Below are 13,335 nucleotides of genomic sequence, written 5' to 3' on the forward strand. Positions count from 1 at the left end.
GTTTTTTGCTGAACGATGGTTTTACGGAGCGGTGTCCAAAAATTTCGCGTCCGGATTTTTTTCCATAGCCGTACGCATGGCATATTCGTTTTCGAACAACACGACGTAATTTCCTTTTTTGTCTTTCACGAGCGTCGAGTTGATCCGGAACTTGCTCGGGTCGATGTCGTCGCCGACGATCCAGCGGGCGAACTGGTACGGCATCCGCTGCAGCTGCACGTCCACGCCGTATTCGCCTTTCATCCGGTATTCGAACACCTCGAACTGGAGCTGGCCGACAACCCCGAGAATTGTATCGTCGAAGCTGACCGTCTGGAACACCTGAATGGTCCCCTCTTCCGTCAGCTGGTCGATCCCCTTCTGGTACTGCTTATGCTTAAGCGCGTTTTTCACCGTGACCTTGGCGAAAATCTCCGGCGAAAACGTCGGCAGTTCGTCGAACACGACCTCGCTTCCCTGGCTGAGCGAATCGCCGATCCGGAAAATCCCGGGGTCGAACAGACCGATAATGTCGCCGGGATACGCCTCTTCGACGATATCGCGGTCCTGGGCCAAAAACTGCTGAGGCTGCGACAGCTTGATGTCCTTGCCAGCCCTGATATGCTTGACGCTCATCCCCCGCTGGAATTTGCCCGATACGATGCGCATGAACGCGATCCGGTCGCGGTGCGCAGGGTTCATGTTCGCCTGGATTTTGAAAATATAACCCGAGAACTTTTCGTTCGACGGCTCGATCAGTCCGGCCGTGCTGCTCCGCGGCTGCGGTTTCGGCGCCAGCTGCAGGAAGTTTTCTAGGAACGTCTGCACGCCGAAGTTGTTGATCGCGCTGCCGAAAAATACCGGCGTCAGTTCGCCTTTCAGCACTTTGTCCATGTCGAACGGATCACCTGCAACGTCAAGAAGCTCAAGGTCCTGGCAGAGCTGCTCATGGAAATATTCCCCGGCCATTTCCCGGATGACCGGATCATGGTAGTCATCGACCTTTTTCACTTGAATCATGGAATGGTCGTTGCCCTGGAACAGCTCAACCTGATTTTTCGCCCGGTCGTATACGCCGCACAGATCCCGGCCGGAGCCGATCGGCCAGTTCATTGGCACGGAACGGATGCCGAGCACCTGCTCGAGCTCTTCCATCAATTCGAACGGGTTGCGGCCTTCGCGGTCCAATTTGTTAATGAACGTGAAAATCGGAATGCCGCGCTTCGCGCACACCTGAAACAGCTTGATCGTCTGCGCTTCGACGCCTTTGGCCACGTCGATCAGCATGACCGCGCTGTCGGCTGCGGTCAGCGTCCGGTAGGTGTCTTCACTGAAGTCCTGGTGCCCCGGCGTATCCAAAATGTTGATGCGGTGCCCCAAATAATCAAACTGCATCACGGAGGAGGTGACCGAAATCCCCCGTTGTTTTTCGATTTCCATCCAGTCGCTGGTGGCATGCTTGCTGGCTTTGCGGGCTTTGACCGTACCGGCTAACCGGATGGCTCCCCCGAACAACAGCAGCTTTTCCGTCAATGTCGTTTTACCCGCGTCCGGGTGGGAAATGATCGCGAAGGTTCTTCGCTTATCGACTTCCTGCTGCAAGGCCTGATCTATCGCTTTGCTCATTTCACTATTCCCTTCATCTCAATAGATCGAACCGATGGCGGTATTAAGCACGATCGGTTCCTTCTATACTACTTTTGTCATTTTATTATTGTACCACATTCCATACGCAAATCACCCCCATGCAATGGCTGCATGAGGATGAACATTTTTTGCATATGGAGGATTTATTTTTGGACTTGCCACACGACGTTGTCTTCTTCCTGCCCGTTGACCGGCCACCAGTGGAATCCGTCCTCCTCGAGGATCTGGTCGGCTTCTTTCGGCCCCCAGGAACCAGCCGGGTAATGAAGCGGCCCTTCCGGGTCCTGCTTCCAAGCTTCGGCGATGCGGTCCACGAAAGACCAAGCCGTGGCCACCTCGTCCCAACGGGTAAAATAGGTCGAATCCCCGCGCGCCGCATCATGCAGTAGTCGTTCGTAAGCTTCCGGCGAGTTGATGCCCACCATGCAGCTTTGGCAGAAGTCCATCGCAAGCGGTTCGATTTCGGATTCGGAACCCGGCTTTTTGGCATTGATTTTGACGTAGATGCCTTCCATCGGATTGACCCGGATCACAAGCAGGTTCGGTTCGAGTTTGTATTTTTTCCCGAGGTAGACATTATTCGGCATACCTTTGAACTCGACGACGATTTCGGTCGTTTTGACCGGCAGCCGCTTGCCTGTCCGAATGTAAAACGGTACGCCCGCCCAACGGAAATTGTCCACGAACACGCGCGCCATAAAATACGTTTCGGTGTTGGATTGCGGATCCACTTTGTCTTCGTCGCGATAAGCCGGCAGTTCTTTGCCTCGCGAGCTTCCCTGCACGTATTGGCCGCGGACGACGTTTTTCTTCACTTCCTCCGCGTTGGCAAAAGGACGCAAGGAACGCAGCACCTTCACCTTTTCGTCGCGGATGTCTTCCGGAAGCAGCCGGCTCGGCGGCTCCATCGCGATCATCGTGAGCATTTGCAGCATATGGTTTTGTCCCATGTCCCGCAGTGCTCCCGCATGGTCGTAATATCCGCCGCGCTCTTCCACCCCGACGGTTTCTCCAAGCGTGATTTGCACGTTGGCGATATGCTTGTTGTTCCAAAGCGGTTCAAAAAACGCGTTCGCAAAGCGGATCACTTCGATATTCTGCACCATTTCCTTGCCGAGGTAATGGTCGATCCGGTAAATCTCCTCTTCCTTGAACACCTGGCGGATTTGCTCGTTCAGCTCTTCGGCCGATTTCAAATCGTACCCGAAAGGTTTTTCGATGACGAGGCGTTTCCAGCCTGCGCTGTTCAGCATGCCGCCTTTTTGCAGGTTGAACGACACGCTTCCGAACAATTCCGGCGCCAGCGCCAAGTAAAAAATGCGGTTGCCGGGGATGCCGAACTTCCCTTCCAAAGCGACCGTCTGCTCGTTCAGTTCGCGGAACCCATCCACATTGTTGATATCCAGGGACTTGTACTCAAAATGCGCTGCAAAGGACCGAAAATCGTCGTTATCCTCCGCTTTGTACCGGCAAAACTCCTGTATGGAATGAAGCACGTCTTCATGGAATTCGTCTTGGGTACGCGGACGGCGCGCCACGCCGATCACGGCAAAATCTTCGGCCAGTTTGCCTTCGCGGTACAAGCTATAAATGGCGGGAAACAGTTTGCGTCTTGCCAAATCTCCGGTAGCGCCAAAAATGAAAAACACGGCTCCCGGCGTCTTGAGCGATTCCAAATTTTGATTTTCAGCCATGGCCCTCAATCATCCCTTATGTAGTATGGTGTATTTTTATGCAAAAGGAACTTCCGCCTGGATCTCCAAGAGATCCGAAATACGCCGTCTTGGGCACCCCTTATTATAAAAGGAGCGCATAGCGGCCGGCGGCAATTCCCTGCGAAAACAACATCGCTTCAGCTTTTGCTGAACGGTGATCCAAGACAAACAGCAGCATCTTTATCAAGGCAAACGTCAGTTCATATCCTTTTATACCCAAAAATTAATGATACGTCATTTTAGCATATTCATCCAAATGTTGCTATCCGTTTTTCTTACCAAAACACTCAAAATATTATGGCCATTTCTTCAATAAACCATCCACCATCAATATTCGATCGTAATGACCGGCAGGCCGATCGTCACCCGGTTTGTTCCGCGTACATCATCTTCATGAACGGCAACCTGCATATTGAGCCACGTGTCGCCGCTTCTTACCCGCGTTTTCAACGACGGCACCTGATAAGCATTGCTGACGGTCGTGTCATCCTGGTACGTTTCCTTAGGGACGGCATCCAAAATCCCCTTAAGCTGCCCTTCAATCCGGTTCATGGTGTCAGCCGCTTCCGTCCGATCATCGACATGCCCCTGCAAAGCCGCATTCCACTTGGCATCGATGCCGGCATCCCGCATTTTTTCCCCGAACTCGGCCTGCAAATCGGCAAGGCTGTCCCACTGCTGCGGCGTTTGCGCCTCCAGCTGGATGATGACGTAACTTTGGTCGCCGGAGATTTCCTGCCAGTTGAACCGAACGTTGACCGCGTCTTTTTCCCCTATGGCCCGATAAGTCGTATGACCGTTTTCTTCCACTTCTTTCACGGACGGCAACTGCAGCGATCGGCTCAGATGTTGCGCAGCCGCTTCGGCATCGCCGCTTCCTTCCCAAGTTCCCTGCCATTTGATGACGACGCGCTGCGGCTCTTTCACCATTTGCCGGCCCAGGTTAAACAGCGTCCGGAGTTCGCTTTGATCGGCTTCGGCCTTAACCTTCGTTATGCTGTTCCAAAACTGAAAATACATGATTCCCAATAAAACCATTCCCGCCAAACCCAAAGCTCCCCATTTTGCCGCCGTTTTCATCCCCATCCATCCCCTCGGCCCTAAACTATCAATCTACTAAACAGGATGTCCGGGTTAAGAGAAGATTATACCCTGCAGGCAAAGTTGGATAAATGGGTGAATAACTATGGCATGCCAGCCTAAAGCCGAATACATTGTTAACAAAAATAGAAGAGGAGGATTGACCCTTTACATGATCCCGATCTATCCCCTTTCAGAAGAAAATATCATGAAACATCGCGGCAGAATGGTCCTTGCTTGTATGCATGACGGCAGAACCTACGTCGGAAGGTTGACGCATTGCCGCAACGGCGAAATCATATTAAACGGCGAAGAAAATACCGCGCTTCACGCCGCCAACCTCAAGCCGGCCCAGAAACGCCCGCACTCCTCGAAAAAACAGAAAAACGCCGCCCCGAAAGCCCAGGTTCGCGCCCTATTCCCGCCATACGGCTACGGGTACCCGCCTTACGGTTACGGGTATTACGGTTTCGGAGCCGGAGCAGTCGCTCTCAGCCTCGGCTTGCTTGCGCTTCTGTTCCTCATTTAAAACCGAAAATGCACCCTGCCGATACCTTTCGGGCCCTTTCAGGCTCCGTCGGTATAGGCATGGGTGCATTTGCTTTATTCCGCCAATCCGTTTTTATAGGCGTATATGGCCGCTTGGGTGCGGTCGTCGACCCCCAGCTTCGCCAAAATGTTCGTCACGTGGAATTTAACCGTTTTGATGCCGATGATCAATTCATCGGCGATCTCCTGATTCGATTTGCCTTGGGCCAAAAGCCGCAGCACGTCCATCTCCCGCTCCGTCAATTCCTTATGGGCAGGGGCTTCGGTTTCCGCATGCCGGAACCGGTTCATCATCTTGGATGCCACCTGCGATTCCAGCACCGATTGGCCGCGGGCGGCGGCCCGGATGGCTTCGGCGATTTCGCTTGCCCGGGACGTTTTCAGCAGGTAGCTGAAAGCGCCTGCTTCGATGACCGGATACATTTTCTCGTCGTCCAGGTAACTCGTCAGCACGATCACCTTGCAGTCCGGGTACAGCTTCAGCAGCTGCCGGGTCGCTTCAATGCCGTCCATTCCATCCATCACCAGGTCCATCAACACCACATCCGGCTTGTATTCGCGGGCCAGGCGTATGCCCTCCTCGCCGCTGCCGGCTTCGCCGACCACCTCGATGCCGTCCTCCGTGCCAAGCACTGCGGCCAGCCCGATGCGCACCATCTCGTGATCATCCACGAGCAGCACTTTGATCGCCGGCTTTTCTAAATCCTCCATGGTCCTCTTCCCCTCCTTTTTCTCCTTTTTCTTCATATACGATCGGAATCGTAATTTCGATTCGCGTTCCTTTGCCCGGAGCGGTAATGAACAGGATCGAACCCCCGATTTCGCTCACCCGTTCCTGCATATTGGAAAGGCCGTACGAGGCCTGTTTTTTCTCGTCCATTTCGAATCCCTGTCCATCGTCGCGCAGCATCACCCATACGGCGTCCTGCTTCTGATGAATGCGGATTTCCATTTTTTCCGCTTTGGCATGCCGCAGCGTATTCGACATCGCTTCCTGAATGATCCGGAACAGATGGTTTTCGATCCCTTTCATCAACTGGATGCCTTCATCCATTTCGAACGCGATTTCCATCGGTACTTTAACCTTAAGCTCTTTAATAAGCTCTTTCAACCCCTGCTCCAGCGGTTTCCCTTCCAGATACACCGGCCGGAGGTGAAGAAGCAGCGCCCGCATCTCCGATTGCGCCACGGCGGCCATCTCTTCGATCAGAGCCACCTGCCGCTGCGCCTTGTCAAAATCCTTCGCCAGCGTTCTTCCCACGGCCGTAGCCGTCATCGATATCGCGAACAGCTGCTGCGAGACCGCATCATGCAGCTCCCGGGCGAGCCGCTGCCGCTCTTCGACGATCGCGGATACCCTGGCCTGCTCGGCAAGCTGGGCGTTGTTGGTGGACAGGCGCTGGAGAGACGTAACCTGCTCCTCCCATTTCTTGCTGATGCGCCCGAGCTGTTCGCCGAGGCGGCCCACCTCGTCCACACCAAGCTCCGGCACGTCCCGCGACAAATTCCCTTTTTCCCAGGATAACAGCGTGTCGCGAAGCAGCTCCAACCTTCTTTTCGTCCGGTAGCTTTGGTAAAACCCGTACATCGCGCCGATCCCGAGAGGAACCAGTACCAGCGTCGTAATCGCCTGCACCCGTTTGTTCCAGTCGTCGAACGGCGCCAAATAACCATATGTATACAACACGTAAAAAATGATAAGCAGCAGTATAAAAGAAAGAAGGGCTCCCTCGCCCATGCTTCGGGAGACCATATTGACCGGCTTTTTTTCTTTCACGCGGGGAACCCCCATTTCTTAGGTAATATGAATATCAAGATCGCCAACGAGATAAGAGATGATGAATTTCACTTTCTGCTCGCTGGTCTCATAGTTGGGCGACTTCCAGTTCAAACGGTTCATCATGCCGTTGTCCCGTGCCCCCCTGAAGTCGATGGAGCCGAACAGGACGAAGGCTTCGATCTCGATGCCGTAATACTCCGGAATCTGCAGATCCATATCGCCCATGATTCCTTGGAACATCATCACAGTTTCCTTATCCTCCGGGATCGCCAGGGACAAGTCCATATCGGCCTCGCCAAACACATGCCATACGCTCATGCTGCGCATCACCCATGGCTGCTGGTCCCAATCGAAATTGGAGGAAAAGTTTTGCTTTTGAATAAAACCTTCCTTCGGCTGTACCTTTTTGGCCTTGATGAAAAAGAATCCGAGCGATAACAGCGCAATGCCGAGGACAATCATTAGATGGTCGAGTACGAGCAAAATGGCTCCGACCGCCAGCAGGCGATAGCCCCGCTTTACCTTGCCGCCGCGAATCGCATAGATTCCCGCCAATAAAAACAACAGTGCGACAATGGTAAAAAAGCCGACCCACCTGCCGACCAGCATGAGAAGGCCGACCCCGATGAGAATTAGGGCAATCAAGCGATTTCTTTTTTCCATGCCGCACCTCCTTGCGATGTCTTGAAACCGTTCATGGTAAAGGTCGGAAAAGCCATATGGGGCGAGGCTTTCGCACCAGTATGGCTTTCCACTTCTCATTCTTTATAGCATATCATATTGTCCTATTTTGTGAAGACTTATTCTTTCGTAGCTTTTGTCCCGCCGGCATTGCCGGAAGCGTTCATTTTGTTTTTCAGCGCCTTAAGCTGTTCTTCCACTTTCAGCTGCTTCTCGGCATCCACCGGACTCGTGAACGTGCTGGCCGATGGGCGGTATGGGGCGCGGAGGACGTCGGCTTCAGCTTCCATTTGCATGATTTTTTCTTCCATGCGGTGGAATCCGAGGGACGCGCTGCCGCTTTCGATCGTATGCAGGCTGTTGATTTGCGACATTTGCTTTTTGGCTTTCGCCATTTGGGCGCGGGTCACCAGCTCGTTGCGTTTGTTGCGCATTTTGTAGAACTCGTCTTTCATGTCATGCAGCTGCTGCACCAGTTCTTTGGCTTGCGTTTCGGACTGCGCATGCAGGTCGCGGTATTCGGTGATTTTTTGATCGAAGTAGATTTTTTCTTCGAGCAGCTTGCGTGCAATTTCCTCCTGGCCGTTTTTCAGGGCGAGCTCGGCTTGAGCCTCGCGCTGCACGGACATTTTTTCGGCTTCTTCAACGCGCTGCTTCATGCGGCGCTCGTTCGCCATTTGTTTGGCAACCGTCAGTTCGGCCTCGTGGATTTCAGCCTCCATATCGCGGAGGTATTGGTTCAGCATTACAATCGGATCCTCTACTTTATCCAGCAGCTCATTTACCGACGCTTTCGTCATATCTTTCAATCTTTTAAATACTCCCATGTTTTACACTTCTCCCTTCTCGTATTTGGACAGTTTTTTCTTCAGCTCTTCAAGCTCTTTTTTCATGGCTTTCTTTTCGATGTCTTCCATCATGGCGTCCAGGTTGGACGACGGGGAGGAAAATCCTCCGCTAGGTCTGCTGCCATAAGACGGATCGTTGTATCTGCTTCTTGGGTCAAAGGATGGGCCGTTGTTGTTGTAGTGGCCGTTTCCTCCGTAATAGCTTCCGTTGCCGTAAGCTCCGTTGCCCGGCTGGCCGCCGTAGTAACCGCCTGGGCCCGCGGGGCCGTATGGATTATAAGGCGGAACCGGTTCCTTCGGTACGACGAGAGCGGCGATGAAGTAGATGAACAAGGTGGTGCCGCCGGTGAAGAAAACCGTGACGATGAACAAAATCCGCAGCAGCGTCGAGTCCATCCCGATCAAGTCCGACAGTCCGCCGCAAAGCCCGGTGACCATCTTATCCCGTCTCGAACGGTAGAGTTTGCTCATGATGTTACTCCTTTCCGCTGTTGTTCAGCTTTTGTTTCAAACGGGCCATTTCCTTCTCCAGGATGCTGGATACCGTCTCGCCGGCCTGCTCTAAGTATTGTTGGCCCATGCGGCGCAGGTCCCGCAAGCTTTGGGCTTCAAACTCCCAGTCGGAGATGCGGTCCTCGAGGCGGTTGAACATTTTAGGAACGTCCTGGCCGCCGCCGTAGCCCTCCATCCGTTGGTTCATGCGCTGCTGGAGCCGAAGCGTCTCCATGCGCGCCACGTAATATTGGCGTTTGTTATAAACGGTCTGGTATTCCAGTTTTAATTCGTTCAGCTGGCTTTCTAGGTCCATCAAGGAACTTTGGGTCGTATTCAGCAATTCGCTGTATTGTTCCAGCTTTTCCTCATAAATGATCTTTTCTTGGAGCGCCAGCTTGGCGAGATGATCTTCCCCGGCCTTCAAGGCCAGGAGCGCCTGCTCTTCGCGTTTGTTTTTCATCGTTTCGGCTTGATCGACTTGCAGCTTCAGCTGTCTCATATGTGCGGTGGACTGCTGTACAAGCTTTTCGGCTTCGACGATGTCATCCCGCGTGGTGGCCAGAAACTGGTCGATCAGCCGCACCGGATCCTGACTTTGCTCCAAACGTTCATTGATATTCGCTGCGGTAATATCCCGCACCCGACGAAAAACACTCATCTTGTGTAGCCCCTCCTTATTCGTTTTTTCCGGATTTCGGATAACATCCTCTTCTTACGGATACGTGGTACGATATTTGCAACAGATTCATGTTAGTAGTAGCTTTTCTTTCCCTTCAGAAGGGAGATTCCGAAAATCACCAGCGCGATGCCGAGCAGCGGTCCGATGATCCAGGACAACTTCGCCAGCAAAGACAAAGCACCGAACGCAAGGATGATGGTTCCGATCACCACTTTGCCTCTGCGGATTCCGTAATAGCCAAGGACGATCAGCAGAATCGGGAAGAGCAAACCAATCAGTTTACCAAACAGTGGGGCGAACAAACCGAAGAGCATCAGCGCCCCGACGACGATCAATACGATTGCTGTTCCGTTATTGCGGTTTTTCATGCATTTCTCACTTCCTTTCAGTGCATCAACCTTATGTCTTTATTTTAGGTGGTACGGCCTCTTTCCAAAACAGACTGCAGACGGTTTTTCATCCTAGACCTTGGTCGGGGAACGTTTCAGACCTAAGGCTATCGGGGGTTTTTGCCCTATACAGCCGTTTTCCGGGTTGTTTAGCCTCCGAGAGTTTGCGAAGGCAGCTAAAAGCAAAAAGGCACCGGAAACATCCGGCACCCTATTATAAGAAGCTTTACATATTTGCTTCGGCCGAAACCGACTCGTTTGCGGCAGCGCTTTTTCCGTCATGCCTGACCAAAGAGATGAACAGGAGCGCAAGCAGCATGCCGGCCGAGGCGCAAATGAACAAGGAACGGTATCCGAACTGATCGATCATCAGGCCGAGCAATGGCGGCGACGTGATCGCCGCAAGCGACGAGACGAGATAATACAATCCCGTCCGCGTGCCGATGCTGCCCTCGCTGCCGACCGATACCACAAAAGGGTACGAGTTGATGTTAATGAGGGCCCAGCAAATCCCTCCCAGCGCAAGCAACACCCGCAGCAGCAGAACGGTATCGACGAACGGCACCGCCGCAAATACGGCAAACAGTCCGATCACGCCCGCAAGGATCGTTTTCCTTTTGCCCAACCGGTTGCCAAGCCAGCCGCTCGGGATCGCAAACAACACGAAAAACAAGGAAAAGAACGTGAGCGAAAATGCCGCGTCTTTTTCCGTTAATCCCATGTAATGTTTACCGTATAAAGTAAATAGCGCTTCCACGCCTTGATAGGACACAAACCAGAAAAAGATCGCTGCGAGCAGGAGCACCGTCGTGCGGTCCAGTTCTCCTTTGAGCTTGATTTTCGGGCGTTTCTCGGCAGGCAGCGATACGATGACGTCCCTATTTTCCTTAATTGCGGCCGTCAGAATCCATAATGAAATCAAGGTAATCGCCGCTGCCGCGATAAAAGGAAAGGAAGGATTCGCCCCATACAGCACAGAACCGGCTCCAAAGGCCAAAATGCCGCCAAAACCGCCCATAAAATTAATGATGCCGTTCGCTTTGGTCCGTTGATGATCGGGCGTAATATCCGGCATGAGGGCGACCGTCGGGGAGCGGTAAACGCTCATTGAAAGGTTCATCAGCATCATGAACAGAAGAAGCGTGATAAAACTCGTATGTAATGGAATCAGGATGACGAACAGCGCCGCTGCAGGCATGCCCAACATAAGAAAAGGCATCCGTTTGCCGAAGCGGGTCTGGGTTTTGTCGCTCAAATGACCGATCCATGGCTGCAAAAACAAAGCGAAGTAGTTGTCGAGGGTCATCATGAAGCCGATCAAGGCAGTGCTTTTAAGATACGGATCCAAAAAATAAGGAACAAACGCGTTATAAAGCGACCAGGTAATGCTGATGCTGAAAAAACCGAATCCGAGCAGCCATGTTTTTTTCATGAAGGGAATGACCTCCACTTTCTTTTAAAATCGGGATTCTGGCACAGTATAAAACAAAAACTTGATTCGCTTGTAGATTGTTAGCAGCCGTTGGGCGATATCAGCCTCCAATTGGGGATCTCAGTTTTTTTATATTATACAACAGGATCATTCATGTATTGTTTGATCTTCGTTAGAAAAACGTAAGAATGGCTTGATCAAGTTTAGAACCACCGCAACGGTGAAGGAAATGCAAAAAAGCTCTTAAGCTGCAATCATTGCAACTTAAGAGCTTGATCGTTCATGAGTATGCTGGTGAAGGGACTTGAACCCCCACTCCGTTGCCGGAAGCGGATTTTGAGTCCGCCGCGTCTGCCATTCCGCCACACCAGCAGATGAAGATGAAACGCGCCCTAAGAGATTCGAACTCCTGACCTTTTGATTCGTAGTCAAACGCTCTATCCAGCTGAGCTAAGGGCGCATATTTGGTTGTAATGGAGGCGCCACCCAGATTCGAACTGGGGATAAAGCTTTTGCAGAGCTGTGCCTTACCACTTGGCTATGGCGCCGTAAATATTGGAGCGGACGACGGGAATCGAACCCGCGACCCTCGCCTTGGCAAGGCGATGCTCTACCGCTGAGCCACGTCCGCGTAAATGGCTGGGGATATAGGATTCGAACCTATGCATGACGGAGTCAAAGTCCGTTGCCTTACCGCTTGGCTAATCCCCAACAATTTGAAAACTTAGAGGGCGATCGATGGGACTTGAACCCACGAATGCCGGAGCCACAATCCGGTGCGTTAACCCCTTCGCCACGACCGCCATATATAAAATTGAACTGGCAGGGGCAGCAGGAATTGAACCCACACTAACGGTTTTGGAGACCGCTGTTCTACCTTTAAACTATGCCCCTATATACTGGTGGAGGCTGATGGATTCGAACCACCGAACTCGTACGAGAACAGATTTACAGTCTGCTGCGTTTGGCCACTTCGCTAAGCCTCCACAATGGTGCCGGCGAGAGGACTTGAACCCCCAACCTACTGATTACAAGTCAGTTGCTCTACCAATTGAGCTACACCGGCTTTTATTCGTTTATGATTTCATGGTGGCTCGGGACGGAATCGAACCGCCGACACGAGGATTTTCAGTCCTCTGCTCTACCGACTGAGCTACCGAGCCTTACTATAACATGCTTAAAGCATGTATGCAATACTTCATATTCTGAAATATTGAATGGCGGAACCGACGGGATTCGAACCCGCGATCTCCTGCGTGACAGGCAGGCATGTTAGGCCTCTACACCACGGTTCCACGGCCTTAATAATTTCTCCTGTAAAGAATCTGCAATATGTTATGAAAACATATGTAGACCTTTTAGAGATAAATTGCGGGGGCAGGATTTGAACCTGCGGCCTTCGGGTTATGAGCCCGACGAGCTACCGGACTGCTCCACCCCGCGTCATTATGAATCCTCGTTGATGAGGATGATATGGTGGAGACTGAGGGGATCGAACCCCCGACCCTCTGCTTGTAAGGCAGATGCTCTCCCAGCTGAGCTAAGTCTCCATGGTGACCCGTAGGGGATTCGAACCCCTGTTACCTCCGTGAAAGGGAGGTGTCTTAACCCCTTGACCAACGGGCCTTAATTTAATGCTGATGAAATTTTATGGCGGAGAGAGAGGGATTCGAACCCTCGAGACGCTTGTGACGCCTACACGATTTCCAATCGTGCTCCTTCGGCCAACTCGGACACCTCTCCATAATGGCTCCCCGAACAGGACTCGAACCTGTGACAACTCGATTAACAGTCGAGTGCTCTACCGACTGAGCTATCAGGGAACAATAATTATTCAGATGTTTGATCACCTGAAAACTAGATACGAAACGTTTTGCGTTTTATAAAGCATATGCTTCCGTAGCAAGCTTTCTTTCAGAAAGCTTTTAGGATAAGCCCTCGACCGATTAGTATTGGTCAGCTCCATGCATTGCTGCACTTCCACCTCCAACCTATCTACCTCGTCGTCTTCAAGGGGTCTTACTAATTGGGAAATCTCATCTTGAGGGGGGCTTCACGCTT

At 52.2% G+C, this 13,335-nt stretch carries 12 protein-coding genes, 16 tRNA genes and 1 rRNA gene (1 of these 29 cut by a window edge); 1 reads left to right on the forward strand and 28 read right to left on the reverse strand.

Annotation, left to right across the window (positions count from 1 at the left end; genetic code table 11):
- Positions 1–21: 21 nt before the first annotated feature.
- The 3 genes from MKY58_RS23500 to MKY58_RS23510 form a co-directional block, all read right to left on the reverse strand.
- Positions 22–1,605 carry a peptide chain release factor 3 gene (locus MKY58_RS23500; protein ID WP_339322344.1) on the reverse strand — a complete coding sequence of 528 codons (1,584 nt, stop codon included), beginning with the start codon at positions 1,603–1,605 and terminating at the stop codon, positions 22–24.
- A gap of 164 nt (positions 1,606–1,769) precedes the next feature.
- Positions 1,770–3,320 carry a glucose-6-phosphate dehydrogenase gene (zwf, locus tag MKY58_RS23505; RefSeq protein WP_339322345.1) on the reverse strand — a complete coding sequence of 517 codons (1,551 nt, stop codon included), beginning with the start codon at positions 3,318–3,320 and terminating at the stop codon, positions 1,770–1,772.
- A 348-nt stretch (positions 3,321–3,668) separates the two neighbouring features.
- Positions 3,669–4,421 carry a YwmB family TATA-box binding protein gene (locus tag MKY58_RS23510; RefSeq protein WP_339322346.1) on the reverse strand — a complete coding sequence of 251 codons (753 nt, stop codon included), beginning with the start codon at positions 4,419–4,421 and terminating at the stop codon, positions 3,669–3,671.
- Between the two features lie 208 nt (positions 4,422–4,629).
- Here MKY58_RS23510 and MKY58_RS23515 point away from each other — a divergent pair, with 208 nt between their 5' ends.
- Positions 4,630–4,950: a hypothetical protein gene (locus tag MKY58_RS23515; RefSeq protein ID WP_339322347.1), complete on the forward strand. Its 321-nt coding sequence runs from the start codon at positions 4,630–4,632 to the stop codon at positions 4,948–4,950.
- A gap of 74 nt (positions 4,951–5,024) precedes the next feature.
- Here the strand turns inward: MKY58_RS23515 and MKY58_RS23520 are convergent, their stop codons facing one another.
- From MKY58_RS23520 to MKY58_RS23640, 25 genes are all read right to left on the reverse strand, one after another.
- Positions 5,025–5,681, reverse strand: coding sequence for a response regulator transcription factor (locus tag MKY58_RS23520; protein WP_036714583.1), 657 nt, complete (start codon positions 5,679–5,681; stop codon positions 5,025–5,027).
- Positions 5,635–6,747: a sensor histidine kinase gene (locus tag MKY58_RS23525; protein ID WP_339322348.1), complete on the reverse strand. Its 1,113-nt coding sequence runs from the start codon at positions 6,745–6,747 to the stop codon at positions 5,635–5,637. Before MKY58_RS23525 ends, MKY58_RS23520 begins: the two co-directional genes overlap by 47 nt.
- A gap of 18 nt (positions 6,748–6,765) precedes the next feature.
- Positions 6,766–7,413: a cell wall-active antibiotics response protein LiaF gene (gene liaF, locus MKY58_RS23530; RefSeq protein ID WP_339322349.1), complete on the reverse strand. Its 648-nt coding sequence runs from the start codon at positions 7,411–7,413 to the stop codon at positions 6,766–6,768.
- Positions 7,414–7,550: 137 nt separating this feature from the next.
- Positions 7,551–8,258 (reverse strand): PspA/IM30 family protein, encoded by a 708-nt coding sequence (locus MKY58_RS23535; protein ID WP_212952765.1) that lies wholly within the window; start codon positions 8,256–8,258, stop codon positions 7,551–7,553.
- 3 nt (positions 8,259–8,261) lie between these two features.
- Entirely contained in the window at positions 8,262–8,750 is a 489-nt protein-coding gene (locus tag MKY58_RS23540) for a PspC domain-containing protein (RefSeq protein ID WP_339322350.1), read from the reverse strand.
- Between the two features lie 4 nt (positions 8,751–8,754).
- Positions 8,755–9,432 carry a PspA/IM30 family protein gene (locus tag MKY58_RS23545; RefSeq protein ID WP_036714572.1) on the reverse strand — a complete coding sequence of 226 codons (678 nt, stop codon included), beginning with the start codon at positions 9,430–9,432 and terminating at the stop codon, positions 8,755–8,757.
- A gap of 92 nt (positions 9,433–9,524) precedes the next feature.
- On the reverse strand, positions 9,525–9,821 hold the full coding sequence (locus tag MKY58_RS23550; protein WP_339322351.1) for a hypothetical protein: 297 nt from the start codon (positions 9,819–9,821) through the stop codon (positions 9,525–9,527).
- A 247-nt stretch (positions 9,822–10,068) separates the two neighbouring features.
- The gene (locus MKY58_RS23555; RefSeq protein ID WP_339322352.1) at positions 10,069–11,274 is read right to left on the reverse strand and encodes an SLC45 family MFS transporter; all 1,206 of its coding nucleotides are present in this window, start codon (positions 11,272–11,274) and stop codon (positions 10,069–10,071) included.
- Between the two features lie 289 nt (positions 11,275–11,563).
- Positions 11,564–11,646: transfer RNA gene (locus MKY58_RS23560), tRNA-Leu, on the reverse strand.
- 14 nt (positions 11,647–11,660) lie between these two features.
- Positions 11,661–11,734, reverse strand: a tRNA-Arg gene (locus tag MKY58_RS23565).
- A 14-nt stretch (positions 11,735–11,748) separates the two neighbouring features.
- Positions 11,749–11,822 (reverse strand) — tRNA-Cys (locus tag MKY58_RS23570).
- Between the two features lie 8 nt (positions 11,823–11,830).
- Positions 11,831–11,905: transfer RNA gene (locus MKY58_RS23575), tRNA-Gly, on the reverse strand.
- A gap of 5 nt (positions 11,906–11,910) precedes the next feature.
- Positions 11,911–11,985 (reverse strand) — tRNA-Gln (locus MKY58_RS23580).
- 19 nt (positions 11,986–12,004) lie between these two features.
- Positions 12,005–12,077: transfer RNA gene (locus tag MKY58_RS23585), tRNA-His, on the reverse strand.
- Between the two features lie 17 nt (positions 12,078–12,094).
- Positions 12,095–12,168, reverse strand: a tRNA-Trp gene (locus MKY58_RS23590).
- Positions 12,169–12,174: 6 nt separating this feature from the next.
- Positions 12,175–12,260 (reverse strand) — tRNA-Tyr (locus MKY58_RS23595).
- A 4-nt stretch (positions 12,261–12,264) separates the two neighbouring features.
- Positions 12,265–12,340, reverse strand: a tRNA-Thr gene (locus MKY58_RS23600).
- A gap of 21 nt (positions 12,341–12,361) precedes the next feature.
- A tRNA-Phe gene (locus MKY58_RS23605) sits at positions 12,362–12,437 on the reverse strand.
- 55 nt (positions 12,438–12,492) lie between these two features.
- Positions 12,493–12,569, reverse strand: a tRNA-Asp gene (locus tag MKY58_RS23610).
- 74 nt (positions 12,570–12,643) lie between these two features.
- Positions 12,644–12,717: transfer RNA gene (locus tag MKY58_RS23615), tRNA-Met, on the reverse strand.
- A 31-nt stretch (positions 12,718–12,748) separates the two neighbouring features.
- Positions 12,749–12,824 (reverse strand) — tRNA-Val (locus tag MKY58_RS23620).
- Between the two features lies 1 nt (position 12,825).
- A tRNA-Glu gene (locus tag MKY58_RS23625) sits at positions 12,826–12,900 on the reverse strand.
- 25 nt (positions 12,901–12,925) lie between these two features.
- Positions 12,926–13,017: transfer RNA gene (locus tag MKY58_RS23630), tRNA-Ser, on the reverse strand.
- A gap of 4 nt (positions 13,018–13,021) precedes the next feature.
- A tRNA-Asn gene (locus MKY58_RS23635) sits at positions 13,022–13,097 on the reverse strand.
- A 103-nt stretch (positions 13,098–13,200) separates the two neighbouring features.
- Positions 13,201–13,335 (reverse strand): 23S ribosomal RNA (locus MKY58_RS23640); it runs 2,794 nt beyond the window's last position.

It is taken from the genome of Paenibacillus sp. FSL W8-0194 (assembly GCF_037969745.1).
Lineage (GTDB): Bacteria > Bacillota > Bacilli > Paenibacillales > Paenibacillaceae > Paenibacillus_AQ > Paenibacillus_AQ cookii.